Below are 17,130 nucleotides of genomic sequence, written 5' to 3' on the forward strand. Positions count from 1 at the left end.
CCCATGGACACCACGGACTTCGTCGCCCACCTGGACCGGGAGGGCCGCCTGCTGACCGCGGCCGCCGAGCGGGCGGGGACCGATGCGGAGGTGCCGACTTGCCCGGAGTGGCGGGTGCGGGATCTGGTGCGGCACACGGGCATGGTGCACCGGTGGGCGGCCGCGTTCGTGGCCGAGGGGCACACGGCCTACCACCCCGACGGCGGGCTGCCCGAGCTGGACGGCGCCGAGCTGCTGGCCTGGTTCCGCGAGGGCCACGGCCATCTCGTCGAGACCCTGTCCACCGCGGCTCCCGACGTCCGTTGCTGGCAGTTCATGCCGGCGCCCTCGCCGCTCGCCTTCTGGGCCCGACGGCAGGCGCACGAGACCACCGTGCACCGGATCGACGCCGAGTCGGCGCGGGGCGGTACACCCACCGGGATCTCCGCGAGCTTCGCTGCCGACGGCATCGACGAACTGCTGCGGAGCTTCCACGCCCGGTCCAAGAGCCGGGTCCGCAGTGAGGAGCCGCGGGTGCTCCGGGTGCGGGCGACGGACGCGGACGACGCGGTGTGGACCGTACGACTGTCTCCGGAGCCGCCCGTGACCGTACGGGGCGAAGACGGCGAGGCAGACTGCGAACTGGCCGGGCCCGCCGCGCAGTTGTACCCGGCGCTGTGGAACCGGCAGCCGTTCCCGAGCGTGACCGGGGACGCGGCGGTGGCCGCACTGTGGCGCGAGAAGTCGGCCGTCACCTGGAGCTGACCGTCGGCGGACGGCTGACCGTCAGGCGGTGAGCATCCGTGTCAGTACCGCGCGCTGAACCGGCAGCACCTCGCCGTGCAGCGAGCGTCCCTTGTCCGTGAGTCCCACGCGCACGCCCCGCCGGTCCTCCGGGCACATGGTGCGCTCGACGAGGTCGTCCTTCTCGAGCCGGGCGATCAGCCGTGACAGCGCGCTCTGGCTCAGGTGGACGCGCTCGGAGATCTCCTGCACGCGGTAGGCGCAGGCGTCGCCCGCGAGGACGTCCAGTACCTCGAAGTCGCTGGCGCACAGGCCGTGTTGGTGCAGCGCGCGGTCCAGTTCGCACTGGGTGCGCGCGTGCAGCGCGAGGATGTCCCGCCACTGGTCCACGAGCCCCTGCTCGGCATTCTTGGCCGCCATGCGGGCACCGTAGCAGAGAATCAAGATTATTGCACGTACATTAAATGCGTTTGCATTTCATGCATGTGCATGTAGTGTCTGCGGACATGACCTCACCGCTCACCATCCCCGCGTCCGACGGACGCTGGACTCCCCGGCTCTGGGGCACCCTGCTGGTGCTCTGCGCCGCGATGTTCCTGGACGCGCTGGACGTGTCCATGGTCGGCGTGGCCCTGCCGTCCATCGGCTCCGACCTCGACCTGTCCACCTCGACGCTGCAATGGATCGTCAGCGGCTACATCCTCGGCTACGGCGGTCTGCTGCTGCTCGGCGGTCGCACCGCCGACCTGCTCGGCCGCCGCCAGGTCTTCCTCATCGCCCTCGGCGTCTTCGCGCTCGCCTCGCTGCTCGGCGGCCTCGTCGACTCGGGCCCGCTGCTGATCGCCAGCCGCTTCATCAAGGGCCTGAGCGCGGCCTTCACGGCCCCCGCCGGCCTGTCGATCATCACCACGACCTTCGCCGAGGGCCCGCTGCGCAACCGGGCCCTGTCGATCTACACCACCTGCGCGGCCACCGGCTTCTCGATGGGCCTGGTGCTGTCCGGCCTGCTCACCGAGGCCAGCTGGCGGCTGACCATGCTGCTGCCCGCGCCCATCGCCGTGATCGCCCTGCTGGTCGGCCTGAAGCTGCTGCCGCGCAGCGAGCGCGAGAAGGACCACAACGGCTACGACATCCCCGGCGCCGTTCTCGGCACCGCGTCGATGCTGCTGCTCGTCTACACGGTCGTCCAGGCACCGGAGTCCGGCTGGGGCTCGGCACGCACGTTGCTGTCCTTCCTCGCGGTCGCCGTCATGCTGACCGTCTTCGTACGGATCGAGCGGCGCTCGGCCGGTCCGCTGATCCGGCTCGGTGTACTGCGCTCCGGCACCCAACTCCGCGCCCAGCTCGGCGCGATGGCGATGTTCGGCTCGTACGTCGGGTTCCAGTTCCTGGTGACGTTGTACATGCAGTCCCTGCTCGGCTGGTCGGCGCTGCACACCGCGCTCGCCTTCCTGCCCGCGGGTGCGATCGTCGCCCTGTCCGCGACGAAGATGGGCGCGATCGTCGACCGGTTCGGCACGCAGCGGCTGATCGTCGTGGGCTTCGTACTCATGATCACCGGATACGCGCTGTTCCTGCGCGTCAGTCTCGACCCGACGTACGCGACGCTGATCCTGCCGTCGATGGTGCTGATCGGCGGGGCCTTCGCGCTGATCTTCCCGTCGCTCAACATCCAGGCCACCAACGGCGTCGAGGACCACGAACAGGGCATGGTCTCCGGGCTGCTCAACACCTCGGTGCAGGTGGGCGGCGCGATCTTCCTGGCCGTCGTGACGGCGGTGGTCACGGCGGGCGCTCCCGGCAACGCCGACCCGCAAGCGGTCCTGGACAGCTACCGCCCGGGCCTGATCGTGGTCACGGGCATCGCCGCCGCGGGTCTCCTGATCTCCCTCCCCGGCCTGCGCACCCGGCGTCGGCAGCGGTCCGTGGTGGTCGCCAAGTCCACATCCCAGGAGGCGGAGCGGGTTTCGGTCCGCGACTAGGGGGACGCCTCCGCAGTGTGTGCCCGGCGGGATCCGATTCCCGCCGGGCACACGGCTGAGCGGCCGGCTCACGCCGTCAGGAAGTCGGTCAGGGTCTTGTTCACGGTGTCCGGGCACTCCAGGTAGCCGTAGTGACCGCAGTCCGGTATCTCCGTGTACCGCGCCCCCGGAATCGCCTCGGCGAGTTCACGGCACAGGTGCGGGCGGACGACCAGGTCGTCCTGGAAGCCGATGACCAGGCAGGGGCGGTCGATCGCCCGGTAGTGCGCCAGACGGTTGGGGATGACCTCCATGCCGAGTTGGCGACGGACCGCCGCCGGGTCGGGCGTGTTCATCTCCAGCACGGCCAGCCAGTCCCGCAGCCTCTCCTCGTCGTTGAGGGTGCGCGGGGAGAGGTTCTGCAGCGCGAGCTGGTAGGCGGAGACCGCGGGCGGGAGTTCGACTCCGCTGTCGGCGAGTTCGAGGTCGGCCGCGGCCATGGCCCTGATCAGCTCGTCGGCGCGGCCGCAGCTCGACATCAGGACCGCCCGGCTGACGAGGTCGGGCCGGGCGAGCAGGAGTTCCTGCGCGATGATCCCGCCCAGCGAGTGGCCGACCACCCGGCAGGGCCCCTCCCCCAGGTGCTCGATCAGGGCCGCGACGTCCGCGACCAGGTCGCCGAGGGTGAACCCCGCCGCGCCGGCGGCGGTCAGTCCGCTGCCCCGGTTGTCCACGGTGATCACCCGAAGGCCCGCCTGCCGCAGCGCGGGCACCTGGTGGGCGCGCCAGACGCGGCCGGGCGTACCGGTGCCGGGCACCATCACGACCGGCTCACCACGCCCGTGGTCGTCGAACCAGAGATCGACTCCGTTCACGTGTGCCCTCGGCATCGGTGTGCTCCTCCCTGACGGCTGACGGCTTCAGCGCGTGGACCGCGGCGCGCTCACTGCCCGGACCAGACCGGGTCGCGCCCCTCCGCGAAGGCCCGGGGGCCCTCCTGCGCGTCCGCGCTGTGCATACGCCGTTCCTCCCAGGCGTAGCGGGTGGTGAAGGCCTCTTCCAGGGGGCGGTCGAGCGAGCGCATCACGGACTCCTTGATGGCCCGCACCGACAGCGGGGCGCTGCGGACCAAATCGTCGGTCCAGGCGGTGACCCGCTCGTCCAACTCCCCCGGTTCCACGACCTCGTTGACCAGACCGAGGCGGAGTGCGGTGGCCGCGTCCATCCGACGGCCGGTGAGGAGATGTCCCATGGCGGTCTTCAGGGGCAGCTGCCGGGCCAGCCGGAACGCGCCGCCCGCGCCGGGGACCAGCCCCAGCCGCGCCTCGGGGAGGGCGAACACCGCGTCCGTGGCGGCGACGACCAGGTCGCAGGCCAGGACCAGTTCGAAGCCGCCGCCGAGTGCGTAGCCCCGCACGCGGGCCAGGACGGGTTTGGACAGGGAGAACCGTTCGGTGAGCCGTGGCCAGCCGGGCAGGCCGCGGCTGCCGAACGTCGTCGGCGCCGTTCCGGCCGCGGTGAGCCGGGCCCGTTCCTTGAGGTCCTGGCCGACGGAGAACGCCCGGTCCCCGGCTCCGGTCAGGACCACGGCGCGGACCTCGTCGTCGGCCTCCACGTCGTCCCAGACCGCGGCGAGTTCCTCGTGCGTGCGCAGGTCCATGGCGTTGAGGACCTCGGGCCGGTCCAGCGTGACGCGGGCGACGCCGTCCTTCTTCTCGTACCGCACCCGAGGGCGGTCGGTGTCGCCGGCGCCCGCCGTCACGAGGAGCCCGCCGCGAACCGGCCCACCTTGTCGATCACGTCGGCCCCGTAGAGCCGCAGCGCCTGCTGGAGCGCGAACTCGGCCATGTACGCGCGGAAGGCGTCGGCCGGTTCGTCGGCGAGGTTGAGCATGTGCCGGTTGGCCAGCACCGCGTCACCGTCGAACCGGGCCAGGGAGCGCTCCACGGCGGCGTCCAGTTCCTCCGGCTCCACCACCTCGTCGACCAGCAGCCGGGCCGCGGGTTCCGCTGCCCGGATCCGGCGTCCCTCCAGGACGATCTGGCGGGACAGCCGCGGTCCGACGTGCCGGCCGAGGCGGAAGTTGGCGACGCCCGGGATGATGCCCTCCTTGGCGGCCGGCAGGCTGAGGTAGGCGTCGGAGGCGGCGAGGACGTGGTCGAAGACCAGCAGAAGCTGGGCGCCGCCGCCGATCGCGAAGCCGTCGACGGCCGCGACCCAGGGCTTCTCGGTGTACGGCGTGTGCCAGGCGGCGGGGTTCTCGGTGCGGATCCCGCGGACCAGCTTGTGCAGATAGCCCAGTTCGCGGCGGAGCAGGAAGTCGACCAGGGAGATGTCGCCGGAACTGAGGTTCTTCAGGTTGATGCCCGCGCTGAAGACCCTCCTGCCCCGGTAGCGGGGGTGGCTCATCTCGCCGCCGCGCACCAGACCCACCCGGACCTCGGGGTCCAGCAGGGCCAGGTCGACGGCGGTCTCCATGTCGTCGACCTGCTGATCGTCCTCGGCGTTGAGGCGGTCGTCCCGGCAGAGCGTCAGCCGGGCGACCCCGTCGCGCCGCTCCAGTCGTACGGCCGTCGTCCGCACGACTCCCGTCCGGCGGAACTCCGGGAGCAGCGCGAGCGCGCGGTCCGTGGGGCGGAGCATGGCCGCCAGGAGGTGGGGTCCGGCGACGGGTGAGCGCAGGACGGCCCGCAGGAAGATGCCCTGGTCGATCTCGTGGCCTTCCTTGTCCGCCTGTCGGCGCTCCCGCTCCCGCGCCAGCAGGGACTTCGCGGGCACGAGTCCGGGGTAGGCGGTCGCGGCGGCCTCGACCAGTTCTCCGATGCGGAGTTCGCGGACGCGTCCGTCGGTGAGGCGGTCGTAGACGGCGTCGGCGTGGGCGTCGAGGAACCCGGCCCGCTCGGCGCGCGCCCGGTTCTTCACGGCGTCAGCCGCGGCCCGTTGTGCGGCGGTGCGGTCCGCCGGAGTGGGCAGCGCCGACAGCGTCCTCTCGGTCTGCCGCACGGTGTCGGTCAGCCGCTGCCAGCCGTCGAGCACGGGCCCCGGCCTGGGCGGTGCCGTCGTCATGCGGCCACCTCGTCGGCGGCGCCGCGTCGAAGTACGCGGTCGCAGGCCGCCAGGTGCGGCCCGAGGGCGTCCTCGAAACTGGTGTGCTGGGCGTCGAACAGCAGCTGCCGGCGGATGGCGATCTCCTTGCCGGACAGCTCTTCGATGAGCTGGTCCGTGGCGGCGGCCGCCGCGTCCGCGTTCTCGGCGAGTTCGTCGGCGATGCCCGCTTCGAGGGCGTCGGACGCGGAGAGCGGCTGCCCGTAGAGCACGGCGCGGCGGACGCGGGCCGCGCCGGCGAGGCGGACGAGCCGATAGGTGGCCATGCCGGGCCAGGTGGACTCTCCGTCGAAGGACACGAGCAGCCGGACGTCCGGGGTCGCGATACGGATGTCGGCGACGAGGAACGCGTCGAGCGCCGTTCCCCCGCAGTCGCCGACGGCGAGGGCGACGACGGCCGCGGGCAGTCGCTCCAGCCTCCGCAGCACCCGCTCCCACTTGCTGACCAGAGCCACGTCCAGAGCGTCTGTCCAGCCCGGCTCGGGCGCGCCGGTGACCCGCAGGGTGACGATCCCCCCGGGGTCCCGGTCCTCGGCCCGGTCGCACAGGACGGACAGGTCCTTGACGGTCCCGAGGCTCAGCGGCCGGGTCCCGTCCACGGTCGCGGTCAGTACGTCACTCACGTCTCGCACGGCGTTCTCCCCCGTCGTCACCACTGGACCAGCGCCGTCTCGAGCGTGGATCCCGGACCCATCGTCATCAGCACCCCGTAGTCACCGGGCCTTGTCACCTGCTCGTCGAGAAGCCGTTCGTAGGAGAACAGGAACGAGCCGCTCGACACGTTGCCGTAGTCCCTGAGGACCCCGGTGGTGTGCCGCAGGTCGTGGCGGGTCAGCCGGAGGTTGACGCTGACCGCGTCGATGACCTTCTTGCCGCCGGAGTGCACCAGCCAGTGACCGATGTCGCTGCGCCGCAGGCCGGTGCCGGCCAGCAGCCGGTCGACGACGATCTCGGCGTGCGCGCCGACGACGTACGGGATCTGCGGGTCGAGGTAGAAGCTGAACCGGTCCAGCTCGCGGTCCCAGTCGTAGCGCATCGCGTCGATGGCGTCCGGGATGATGCAGCTGGCGAACTTCAGGACGGTCGGCCCTTCGTTGGCCCCCGACACCTCGTCACCCGGTCCCGACAGCAGGGCGATCGCGCCGGCTCCGTCGCCGAAGAGGCTGTTGACGACCGCCGTACGCATCGAGGAGTCCATCGCGTACGCGGCGGAGCACGCCTCCGTGCACAGGACGACGGCGAGTTCGCCGGGGTGGGCGGCGGACCAACCCGCCACCACGTTCAGCGCGTTGAGGCCCGCGTTGCAGCCCATGCCGACGATGTCGCTGCGGCCGCAGTGGCGGTCGATGCCGAGTTCACGGATCATCAGAGCGCTCAGGCCGGGGGTGAGGAAGCCGGTGGAGGAGACGCAGCACAGATGGCGCAGGTCGGAGAGTTCGGCACCGGCCCGCTTCAGGCAGGCGCGCAGCGCCTCGGCGCCCATGCCGACGGCCATGGCCTTGTGCTTGTCCAGCAGATCGCCCTGCGGCTCCGGCCGGCGGACGCCGTCGGTGTCCGGTTCGGGCAGGGTCAGATGGCGCCGGTCGATGGCGCTGTTGCGGAAGACGGAGCCGATCCTGGCGTCGGTGATCGCGAAGGCGTCGAGCACCTCCTGCTGGGTGTAGACGGTGGGCGACGTGGCGGTGCCCACGCCCACGATCCGCGGCCGGTACGGCGTCTTCAGGGCCCCGTCGCCGGTCAGCACCGGACGTCGGTCGAGCGAATCGAGCCGGTCGAGGCCGTCGAGTCGGCCGAGGCTTGTGGTCATCGGAAGGTCCACCCCCACATACGCGGCTTGCCGCGCGGTTTCCGTGCACTGACAGCGGTCACTTGTCCTCGTCGCCTTTCTCCGTGGAACGGTCGGGAAACGATGGTGAATTGACGTGAGTGCGTTTCTTCAGCGCGCCTGCGCGCTGTACGCCTCGATGAATCGGGCGAGCCGGTCGATGCCCTCTTCGATGTCCGCGTCCGTCAGATAACTCGTGGACAGTCGAAGGGAATCGAGGCCGCCGCCCTGTGGATAGAAGTAGTTCATCGGCGTCCAGATGACGCCGAAGTCCTGCGCGGACCGGGTCAGGGCCTCGTTGTCCGCCGTGAAAGGGACATGGACGGTGAGGAAGAATCCGCCGGTCGGTTCGTTCCACCGCACGCCGAGTTCCGCGCGCCGGGCGGCCGGCAGGCGCAGGTCCAGCCGGCGCAGCGTGGAGCTCATGGCCTGCCCGTAGTGGGCGGCCGGTTCCGCGTTCAGTTCCGAGATCCGGCCGGCCGCCGACAGCAGGGCTCCGGCGACGGCGGCCTGGCTGAGCGACGAGGTGTTGACCGTCACCATGCTCTTGATCTTGGCGAGTTCGTCCGCGAGGAGACCGGTGCGGCCGGTCTCGTCGGCCACGCTCTGGTCGGCGACCACGAACCCGACCCGTGCCCCCGGGAAGACGGTCTTGGCGAAGGAGCCGAGGTGCACGACCGTGCGGGAGCGGTCCAGGGACTTCAGGGTCGGGAGCGGTGTCCCCGGGCTCACCCTGCGGTAGGGGCTGTCCTCGATGACCAGGATGCCGTGGTGTTCGGCCAGTTCCAGGAGCGCGGCCCGGCTCGCCGCGTCCATCGTGGTGCCGGAGGGGTTGGAGTGGTCGGGGACCACGTAGACGGCTCGGGGCCTGCGTCCCGCCGCCCGCTCCCGCCGGATCGCCGCCTCGACGTCGGCGCAGGCGAGCCCGTCCTCCCGCTCCGCCACGGCGGTGACCGACACGTCCAGCAGCCGGGCCGCGCCGGTGATGCCCACATAACAGGGGCTGGCCACCAGGAGGACGTCGTCCGGGCCGCGGAAGAGGGCCCGCAGCACCAGCAGCATGGCCTCCTGCGCGCCGACCGTGATGACGATCGACTCGGCCGGCACGTCGATGTCCTCGTCCACGTGCAGCGAGTCGGCGACGATGTCGCGGATCTGCCCCGCCGTCGGGCCGTACTGGTACATGGCGGTCCGTATCTCGTCCCGCGACCGGCCCTGGGCCTCCAGGTGATCCAGGTACGTGCGGAGATAGGCGAAGATCCGCTCCGTGTCGAAGAACCCGTCGTAGGGCCGTCCGGGGGCGAAGGAGATCGCGTCCGGGTAGCGGTGCGTGACCTCGTTCAGGAAGTTCATCGTGTCGAGGACCGGGTCGGCGAGGCTGCGGTGCAGCTCGCTCCTGCGCAGATCGGGCCCGGCCTCCGTCGCCCCCGGTTCCGTGCGGAATTCCGGAAGGACGGGCACCGGGTCTTCTCGGGTCAGCCGCGCATAGTCGTCCAGGCTCCGTCCGGCCATGGATATCCCCTCGGCGGTTCGCATTTCGGCGTGTTGATTTCGGCGGCCAGGATCACATGATTCCAACCGGCGTCACAATGCTGTCCAACACGCCAAAATGCTCACTTGGACGGGGAGTTGCCGAGGCATTTCCCTGGCGGCCGACAATGCCGTACGTTTTTACCCTCCGTTGGGTGCGCAGGGGAGATCCGTGAAACTTCGGAGCTCCGTCGGCAGATCCTTTCGTCTGCGTACCTTCAGTTTCCGGTAGATTTTCGTCAGATGCTGCTCGACCGTGCTGACGGTGATGAAGAGCTTGCCGGCGATCTCCCGGTTGGTGCAGCCGGACGCGGCGAGCGCGCCCACCCTCAGTTCCGCCGAGGTGAGTTCGAGCAACGAGTCCGGCACGCCGTTCGTGGAGAACAGCTCACCGGTGGGTTCACGGAACGGTTCGGCGTCCGCGGAGCGGTGGTGCTGCGGGAGTTCCTCCGGTTCCGGGCGGCCCGTCGGAGCTTCCCAGGGCCATGCGCGCTCCCGCTCGGCGGTGTCCCGGTACGCCGACCGTACGGCCTCCGTATCGGCCGATGGTCGCCTGAACTCCGTGTCACCGCCGGCCTCCAGGAGCCGCAACGCCTCCTGGAGCAGGGGCAACCGCTCGTCCGGGGCGCTGGTGGCGACCAACGCGCGGAGGGTCGCGAATGCGGAGCGGGGCCCGTCGCCGTTCAGCTGCCAGGGCTCGTCGCTCACCCCGGGCCGTGGTTCCTCCCCGCGCGGGGCAGGCCGGCGCCGATAGGTCTCCCGTCCGCGACCGCTGTCACCCGTCGCTTCGAGCGCGGCCGCCACGCCCGCCCGCCAGTCCACGAGTTCGGGCAGGTCGAGCCCCCACCGCGCCATCAGCTCCCCACAGGTCTCGAAGTGCCGCAGCGCGGCGCCCGGCCGTCCCGCACCGAGGTGGTGGCGGCCGAGCGAATGGAGATAGGGCAGGGCGAAGGGCGTCTCGAACATGGCCGCGGGCACGGGCACGTCGAGGTACGCCATGGCGGTGTCGAAGTCGCCGCCCGTCGTCGCCGCCCGCACCGCCAGGGACAGCGGAACGCCGATCACGACACCCCATGCCTCGGAGCCGACCAGGGTCAGCGACGCCCGGGCCGCCTCGGCCGCCGAGGGGATGTCGCCGACGCGGAGCGCCTCCGCCGCGGCGTGTGCTTCGAGCAGGGCACGCCGCATGGGCACGCGCCGGTTGCCCGGTTCTTCCAGCAGTCGTCGGGGCCACGACTCGGGGTCGTCCGGGCGACGTCCCTCGGTCGTACGGAGGAACAGTCCCGTGGGTGGGCTCGCCAGGCGGGCGACGGGGGCGATGCCGCGTGTTCCCGGCGGACCGTGCTCCGACGTGACCACCCCCGCCGTCAGGTCGACCATGGCCCCGGCCGGGAGCCGGGCGGGGACCGTGGACATGAGGTCCGGTCCGGGCGGCGGGTCGGCCCGGGGATCGCCCTCCGACCCGGGCTGCCAGAAGGAGAGTTGGAGCCGGACCAGCCGCAGACCCGCCCGGACGGCGGACGAGGCCGGGCCGACGCCGTCCCAGTGATCGGCGGCCTCGACGGCGGCCCGGCCCTCGATGATCCGCAGCAGTGTGTCGGCCTGGGCGAAGTCGCCGCGCCAGGCGAGCTGTTCGACGGCCACCAGGGCCTGGGACACGGGCAACCGGCCGTCGCGCACCATGCGGTCGAGCTGCGGGAGGTACCGGGAGGCTCTCGGCGGGTCGATCAGCCACTGTGTCTCGGCGAGCGCGGCTGTGACCGCGGCCTCCTGACCCGGGTCCGTGCAGATGCCGGAGGCGTGCCGCAGGTACTCGACGGCCGTGCCGATGTCTCCGGCGTCCCGTGCGTCCCGGGCGGCGCGCCGGAGGATGCCGGGCTGCCAGGCGGCGGCGCCGGGGTCGTGGGTGGCGAGCAGCTGTTCGGCCACGGCGATGGCGGAGGCCCCGCTCTCGTGGAGCAGGTGGGCAGCCGCGGACCGCATCGCGAACAGGTCCTTGGTGGGGATGTCGGCGAGGACCGCGGTCCGGGCCCGCTCGTGCCGGAATCGCACGCCGGAGACCAGGCCGGCGGCGTGGAGTTCGGCGATGCTGCGACGCACCGAGGTGATGTCCTCGCCCAGGAGGTCGGCGACCAGCGCCGGGCTCGCCTGCTCACCGAGTACGGCGAGCGCCCGGGCGGCGGAGAGCAGCGCCGCCTCGCCGCGGTGCAGACAGCGCAGCACCGCGTAGCGGAAGGACTCCCCCGGCACCGGGACGCGTGTGCGGACACCGATGGGCGCCGGCCCGGCCGGACCGCGCCCGACGGTCGGGGCCGCGCCGTCGGACGGCCGCTCACCGACGGCCTCCGGGTCCAGGAGCAGCCGGTCTCCGGCCTGTTCCGGAGCCGCGGCGCGGGAGGCGCCGAGCACGTCCTGACGGGACGGGGTGTGGCTGCCGCCCGCCGACCGGTTCGACGGAACCTGGCCGGTGGGTGCGTCACGGTCCGTCGTGCCCTTGCCGGTGAACGTCCCGCGGTCCGGCGGGACTTGGCCGTCGGAGGGCTCCTGGCGCGACGCGCCCTGCCCTGTGGAGCCGTTCCGTACGGGCGTGTCCTGACCGGTGCCCGCCCTCCGGCCCGGCGCGCCGGGTTCCTGCGGTCTGCCGTCCCCCGCCACGTCGTCGATGAGGGCGTGCAGCAGCAGCGGGTTCCCGCCGCTCGTGCGCGTCCACGGCTCTGCGGCCTCCCGGGCACCGGGCGGGACGACCCCGCGGGCGGCCAACTGTCCGGCGACACCGTCGAGTCCGAGCGTGCCCAGCCGGACGCGGTGGCTGGAGGGCAGATGCAGGGTCTCGGCGTGGAAGGTCACGAGGCCCTGCTCGTGGCAGGAGCTCTCGGTCAGCACGACCATGATCGGGGCCGTGTCGATACGGCGGATGAGATAGCTGAGGCAGTCCAGTGAGGCGTCGTCCGCGAAGTGCACGTCGTCCACCGCGATGACCAGCGGCCCCTCGCCCGCGAAGCCGATGACGGCGCGGCAGATGCGCTGGAGCAGGGCGAGCGGGACCCGCCCGGCCTCGATCGCCGCAAGACCGGCGACAGCACCCGCGCCGTCCTCCGCGGCGAAGGGGTACTCCACCATGCCCTCCGCCCGCATGGCGCTCATCAGCCGGTCGACGAGACCGAGCCAGTCGAATCGCTCGCTCGCGGAAGCCGTCACCGAGAGGAAACGGCCTTCCTGTGTTCCGACCCAACCGGCGAAGCTCTGAATCAGAGCCGTTTTCCCACAGCCGACAGGAGCGTTCACCAGAGCGACCGCGCCCTTGCCGTCCACAGATCTCGAATAGATCTGCTGCAGCAGTCGTAGTTCTGCGTCCCTTTCACTGAGATTCACGTCTCGGAACTTCAAAGGACCCCCCGTGATCCATTTCCGTACGCACGGCGGCGCCGCACTCGATGCCGCCGACTCGAGAAACCCTCGCAATTGGTTCAGGATTCAATTTGAACCGCCTCGGGCCTGCGCCGATGCAGACGGCCGATACCGGCGACCGATACAGATGTGGGGGGATGAGTTACAGCCCTGCCGGATGCGGAAGAAGCGATACCTTCAGGATACCGGCTCGATCCGGTCGCCCGTCGTCTGGATTTCGGACAGGTGGGCCGGAGTGTATCGATCGTTTTGAGACATCTTCCATTTCGGCATCGTGAAATCGTCCGGGGGCGATGACAGGCCGAGAACTGTCCACATATTGAAACGCACAGGCCGGGGCGCAGGCCCGAGGGGACGAGTCAGCGAGTTCCGATGGCGGCCACGCAAAAAGTGACGCGGGTTGCGCGCGGACCAAACAGCACAAACCAGTACGTGGCGATCCGGCGGAAAGCACGCGCGCCACGGACCCGAGCGAACCGCCGCCGACGTCGACGCGTGCCCGGAAGGCACCTCGTACCTCCACTTCAGCACACCGCGCTCACGCCCCGGCGGTGGCCGGTACCACCCGGGTGCACGCGCACGGCCGGAAGGTCACCCTCGCCACAACTGGCCGAAACACTTCTGTGGCCACGTGGGTCAGAGGGGTGCGTCGGCTCTGCCGGTAGATCGATCTGAGCCATGCAAGTGGAATGTTTGCCGCCGGGACCCGGTCGGCGCTGTCGGCACCGGCTCCGGCGGCGCCTCCGGCTCGGCCGCCCACCCCTCGTCACGGAGGGTACGGAGTACGGGGGTCGCCAGCTCGGACGGGACCGGGATCCGTATCTCCAGCGCACCGCCGACCGCGTCACCGCCGGCCGGCAGGACCGCCGTCTCCTCCGGGACGACTCCGAACTCCCCCACCACACGCAGCAGTTCGCCCAACGCACCGGGACGCCCGGGGACGACCACCACGATCCCGGCGTCGGTCACCCCGCCGCCCGCCCCGACGACCGGCAACACGGCCAGGCCCTCGACTCCCCGGTCGAGCAGATCGACCATCGCCCGCAGACCGCGGTCGCGTCCGCTCGGGCCGGCGGGGAGGCTGAGGTCGGGGGTGGATCCGAGGGTGGATCCGAGGGTGGATCCGGGAGTGGGATCGGACCCGGAAACGGTCTCCGGAGCTGCCTCGGCCAGCAGGTCGAAGGCCGTCACCAGACGGGACAGGTCGGCGTGCAGTTCCCTGACGACCCCGGCGATGGCCGGGGCGTTGGCCTGGAGGATGTCGCCCCAGAGCCGGGAGTCGCCGCCCGCGATCCGGGTGACGTCCCGCAGCCCCTGCCCGGCGAACCGGGACATCCCGTCGGGCCCTTCGCGCAGTCGCGCGGCCATCAGACTGGCCACCAGGTGCGGCACGTGCGAGGTCAGGGCCACGACGTCGTCGTGGTCGCGGCTGCCGGTCAACACCGGGACCGCGCCGCACAGTTCCACCAGCTCCCGGGCGAACGTGAGCGCCAGGTCGGAGGTGCACGCCGACGGGGTGAGTGCCCAGGGCCGGCCGTGGAACAGGTCGGCCCGCGCGGCCAGCGGACCGGACCGCTCGCGTCCCGCCATCGGGTGCCCGCCGACGAAGCGGGCCGGGTCGGGAGCGTGGCTGAGGGCCATCCGCACGGGCACGGACTTCACGCTGGCCACATCGGTGTAACTGCGGGCCAGGAACCGCCGCTGGGCCCCGGCGAGCACCTCGCCGACCGCACTCGGCGGCACCGCGAGGACCGCCAGGTCCACCGGCCCGACGGGTTCCTCGGCCAGCCCGGCCCCCAGCGCGGCCGCCGTCCGCGCGGCCGTCGGGTCACGATCGGAGAGAAAGACCGTCACTCCGCGCAGGCTCGCCGCGAGCGCCACCGAGGTGCCGATCAGCCCCGTACCGACGACGGCAATCGTGCGCACCATGAGACATCACTCCGTCCAAAAGCCATCGACGTGCGAGTGAAATGCGGACCGAGTTTATGAAGCAGTGCCCTCCGACTGCCAGAGCGGACGAATACCGAAAGGGATCGGGCCTGCTCCGCTTTCCCGTCCAACCAATGCCGCCCGTCCCGCATGGCATTTTCCGCAGGCCGCGTCCTACAGTGCAGAAAACTCGTTCCTTTTCTGGTTGGGGGACACATGCGGGATATATCGAGTACCGGGGCCGCGGATCCGCTCGGCGACCTCTCCGTCGACTATGTCGAGCTGTACGTCGAGCATCTGGAGGAAGCGGTATTCAACTGGGTCGACCGGTACGCGTTCACGGTCAGCGGCACCGGCGGTTCGGCCGACCACCGCAGCATCGCGCTGCGCCACGGCCGGATCACCCTGGTGCTGACCCAGGCCACCTCGGATCAGCACCCCGCCTCGGCCTACGTCGCCGCGCACGGTGACGGTGTCGCCGACATCGCGCTGCGCACCGCGGACGTACGGGCCGCGTTCACCGCCGCCGTCGCCCGTGGAGCCCGCGGCCGCCGCGGTCCCACCCGGCACACGGAAAGCGGCCCGGGCACGGCGGGCGGACCCGAGGTCACTGCCGTGCTCGAAGGGTTCGGCGACGTCGTGCACACGCTGGTGCAGCGCGCCCCCGGCGAGGGCCCGGGGCTGCCGTCGGGGTTCGTGCCGGCGCTGCGCGGCCACGACGAACGGGCCGACGACGTGGGCCTGGTGGACATCGACCACGTCGCCGTCTGCCTCGACGCCGGCGACCTGGGACCGACCGTGGACTACTACATGCGCGCCCTCGGGTTCCTCGACGTCTTCGAGGAGCACATCGTGGTGGGCGCGCAGGCCATGGACTCGAAGGTCGTGCAGAGTCCCTCCGGCTCGGTCACCCTGACGCTGATCCAGCCCGACGCGTCCGCCCAGCCCGGGCAGATCGACGAGTTCCTCAAGGGCCATCAGGGCGCGGGCGTCCAGCACCTGGCGTTCTCGTCCGGGGACGCGGTCCGATCCGTACGCGCCCTGGGGCGTCGCGGAGTCGACTTCCTGAACACGCCGTCCGCCTACTACGACCTGCTCGGCGAGCGCATCGAGCTGGATCCGCAGCGGCTGGCGGACCTGCGGGCCACGCACGTGCTCGCGGACGCCGACCACGGCGGGCAGTTGTTCCAGATCTTCACCGCCTCCACCCACCCGAAGCACACCCTGTTCTTCGAGGTCATCGAGCGACAGGGCGCCGAGACCTTCGGCAGTTCCAACATCAAGGCGCTCTACGAGGCCGTGGAACTGGAGCGGACGGGTCAGCGTGGCTTCCAGCCCTGATCCGGAGCCGACGGCGGGCGGCGCCGGCGTGGTGAGTCCGTTCGTCACGGAGCCGGAACGGGCCCAGTCCCTGGCTGACTTCGAACAGGCGGCCCTGGCCGTACTGCCCGCCGATGTCCGGGACTTCGTCGCGGGTGGCAGCGGCGCCGAGACGACGCTGCGCGCCAATCGCGCCGCGTTCGACCGCGTCTTCGTGGTCCCGCGGATCCTGCGGGACGTCTCCGCGTGCACGACGGACGCCACGCTGCTGGGCCGGTCGGTGAGCATGCCGGTCGCCGTCGCCCCGGTGGCGTACCAGCGGCTGCTGCACCCGGAGGGCGAACTGGCCGTCGCCCGTGCGGCGAAGACGGCGGGGGTTCCCTTCACCGCCACCACGATGAGCAGCGTCCCGGTCGAGGAACTGACCGCCCTCGGGGGCACCGTGTGGTTCCAGCTGTACTGGCTGCGGGAGGCGGAGCGGTCCCTGAACCTGGTGCGCCGGGCGGAGGACGCGGGCTGCGAGGCGATCGTGCTCACGGTCGACGTGCCCTGGATGGGGCGCCGGATGCGCGACGTGCGCAACCGCTTCACGCTGCCGGCGGAGGTGACGGCGGAGCACCTCGCGCACGGCGCGGAGTCCGCGGCGCACCGCCGTCCCGGGGACGAGGTGTCCGCGGTGGCCGCCCACACCCGGCAGGCGTTCTCCTCCTCGGTGACCTGGCGTACCGTGCGCGCGCTGCGGGAGTGGACCAGCCTGCCGCTCGTGCTCAAGGGCGTGCTCGCGCCGGAGGACGCGGTGCGGGCGGCGGAGGCCGGGGTGGACGCGGTCGTGGTCTCCAACCACGGTGGCCGTCAGCTCGACGGCGCCCTCCCCGGCGTCGAGGCGCTGGGGCCGGTGGCGAAGGCGGTCGGGGCGCACTGTCAGGTGCTGATGGACAGCGGAGTACGCGGGGGCACCGACGTGCTGCGGGCGCTCGCGCTCGGCGCCGCCGGTGTCCTGGTGGGGCGGCCGCTGATGTGGGGTCTGGCCACGGCCGGCGAGGCGGGCGCGGCCCGCGTGCTCGCACTGCTGGCGGACGAACTGCGGGACGCCCTCGGTCTGTCCGGTTGCGCGGGCGTCGCCGAGGCGGCGCGCCTGCGCACGGTCCGCACCGGCGCGGAGGCGGTGAACCCCTACGGGGGTGAGTAGCGAACAGGGGTCGTGACATGGGGAGGCCGCCACGGACATTCCGTGGCCGAAGCACTCGGCGGTCAGCTTCTCGCCGTCCGCCGCGCACGCCAGCGCGATCCCGGAGTCGGGGTGCAGATGATCGACGTGCGAGGCCTCGA

The 17,130-nt window shown here is 71.7% G+C and carries 13 protein-coding genes; 4 read left to right on the plus strand and 9 right to left on the minus strand.

All coding sequences use genetic code 11. The features are described 5' to 3' along the window. Positions 1-3: 3 nt before the first annotated feature. The gene (locus ACWD5F_RS04580; RefSeq protein ID WP_451250967.1) at positions 4-744 is read left to right on the plus strand and encodes a maleylpyruvate isomerase family mycothiol-dependent enzyme; all 741 of its coding nucleotides are present in this window, start codon (positions 4-6) and stop codon (positions 742-744) included. A gap of 21 nt (positions 745-765) precedes the next feature. Here the strand turns inward: ACWD5F_RS04580 and ACWD5F_RS04585 are convergent, their stop codons facing one another. After that, positions 766-1,143, minus strand: coding sequence for a MarR family winged helix-turn-helix transcriptional regulator (locus ACWD5F_RS04585; RefSeq protein WP_451250969.1), 378 nt, complete (start codon positions 1,141-1,143; stop codon positions 766-768). 86 nt (positions 1,144-1,229) lie between these two features. On the opposite strand from ACWD5F_RS04585, the gene ACWD5F_RS04590 reads away from it, so the two are divergent. Then, complete coding sequence (locus ACWD5F_RS04590; RefSeq protein ID WP_451250971.1) at positions 1,230-2,705, plus strand: MFS transporter; 1,476 nt, start codon at positions 1,230-1,232, stop codon at positions 2,703-2,705. A gap of 68 nt (positions 2,706-2,773) precedes the next feature. On the opposite strand, the gene ACWD5F_RS04595 is transcribed toward ACWD5F_RS04590, so the two are convergent. The 8 genes from ACWD5F_RS04595 to ACWD5F_RS04630 form a co-directional block, all read right to left on the minus strand. Further along, the gene (locus ACWD5F_RS04595; RefSeq protein WP_451250973.1) at positions 2,774-3,574 is read right to left on the minus strand and encodes an alpha/beta fold hydrolase; all 801 of its coding nucleotides are present in this window, start codon (positions 3,572-3,574) and stop codon (positions 2,774-2,776) included. A 53-nt stretch (positions 3,575-3,627) separates the two neighbouring features. Continuing rightward, complete coding sequence (dpgD, locus tag ACWD5F_RS04600; RefSeq protein ID WP_451250975.1) at positions 3,628-4,446, minus strand: enoyl-CoA-hydratase DpgD; 819 nt, start codon at positions 4,444-4,446, stop codon at positions 3,628-3,630. Further along, positions 4,443-5,750, minus strand: coding sequence for a (3,5-dihydroxyphenyl)acetyl-CoA 1,2-dioxygenase DpgC (gene dpgC / locus ACWD5F_RS04605; protein WP_451250977.1), 1,308 nt, complete (start codon positions 5,748-5,750; stop codon positions 4,443-4,445). The genes dpgD and dpgC overlap by 4 nt, the downstream gene beginning before the upstream one ends. Then, entirely contained in the window at positions 5,747-6,421 is a 675-nt protein-coding gene (gene dpgB / locus ACWD5F_RS04610; protein ID WP_451250980.1) for an enoyl-CoA-hydratase DpgB, read from the minus strand. The genes dpgC and dpgB overlap by 4 nt, the downstream gene beginning before the upstream one ends. 17 nt (positions 6,422-6,438) lie before the next feature. After that, positions 6,439-7,596 carry a 3,5-dihydroxyphenylacetyl-CoA synthase DpgA gene (gene dpgA, locus ACWD5F_RS04615; RefSeq protein WP_451250982.1) on the minus strand — a complete coding sequence of 386 codons (1,158 nt, stop codon included), beginning with the start codon at positions 7,594-7,596 and terminating at the stop codon, positions 6,439-6,441. Between the two features lie 129 nt (positions 7,597-7,725). After that, positions 7,726-9,126, minus strand: a complete 1,401-nt coding sequence (locus ACWD5F_RS04620; protein WP_451250984.1) for an aminotransferase-like domain-containing protein — start codon at positions 9,124-9,126, stop codon at positions 7,726-7,728. A 159-nt stretch (positions 9,127-9,285) separates the two neighbouring features. Then, on the minus strand, positions 9,286-12,516 hold the full coding sequence (locus tag ACWD5F_RS04625; RefSeq protein ID WP_451250986.1) for an AAA family ATPase: 3,231 nt from the start codon (positions 12,514-12,516) through the stop codon (positions 9,286-9,288). 672 nt (positions 12,517-13,188) lie between these two features. Continuing rightward, a complete protein-coding gene (locus tag ACWD5F_RS04630; RefSeq protein ID WP_451250988.1) occupies positions 13,189-14,481 on the minus strand; it encodes a prephenate dehydrogenase in 1,293 nt (430 codons plus the stop codon). Positions 14,482-14,697: 216 nt separating this feature from the next. On the opposite strand from ACWD5F_RS04630, the gene hppD reads away from it, so the two are divergent. Together hppD and ACWD5F_RS04640 are read left to right on the plus strand one after the other, a co-directional pair. Beyond that, complete coding sequence (gene hppD / locus ACWD5F_RS04635) at positions 14,698-15,822, plus strand: 4-hydroxyphenylpyruvate dioxygenase (protein WP_451250990.1); 1,125 nt, start codon at positions 14,698-14,700, stop codon at positions 15,820-15,822. Positions 15,823-15,850: 28 nt separating this feature from the next. Beyond that, on the plus strand, positions 15,851-16,990 hold the full coding sequence (locus ACWD5F_RS04640; protein WP_451251051.1) for an alpha-hydroxy acid oxidase: 1,140 nt from the start codon (positions 15,851-15,853) through the stop codon (positions 16,988-16,990). Positions 16,991-17,130: the final 140 nt, after the last annotated feature.

It is taken from the genome of Streptomyces sp. NPDC002499 (assembly GCF_053595415.1).

Bases quoted from the DNA above. Each gene is read 5' to 3' on its own strand.
- ACWD5F_RS04595 (WP_451250973.1), bottom strand. From the start codon at position 3,574: ATGCCGAGGGCACACGTGAACGGAGTCGATCTCTGGTTCGACGACCAC.
- ACWD5F_RS04630 (WP_451250988.1), bottom strand. From the start codon at position 14,481: ATGGTGCGCACGATTGCCGTCGTCGGTACGGGGCTGATCGGCACCTCG.
- dpgC (WP_451250977.1), bottom strand. From the start codon at position 5,750: ATGACGACGGCACCGCCCAGGCCGGGGCCCGTGCTCGACGGCTGGCAG.
- ACWD5F_RS04580 (WP_451250967.1), top strand. From the start codon at position 4: ATGGACACCACGGACTTCGTCGCCCACCTGGACCGGGAGGGCCGCCTG.
- ACWD5F_RS04585 (WP_451250969.1), bottom strand. From the start codon at position 1,143: ATGGCGGCCAAGAATGCCGAGCAGGGGCTCGTGGACCAGTGGCGGGAC.
- ACWD5F_RS04590 (WP_451250971.1), top strand. From the start codon at position 1,230: ATGACCTCACCGCTCACCATCCCCGCGTCCGACGGACGCTGGACTCCC.
- dpgA (WP_451250982.1), bottom strand. From the start codon at position 7,596: ATGACCACAAGCCTCGGCCGACTCGACGGCCTCGACCGGCTCGATTCG.
- ACWD5F_RS04620 (WP_451250984.1), bottom strand. From the start codon at position 9,126: ATGGCCGGACGGAGCCTGGACGACTATGCGCGGCTGACCCGAGAAGAC.
- hppD (WP_451250990.1), top strand. From the start codon at position 14,698: ATGCGGGATATATCGAGTACCGGGGCCGCGGATCCGCTCGGCGACCTC.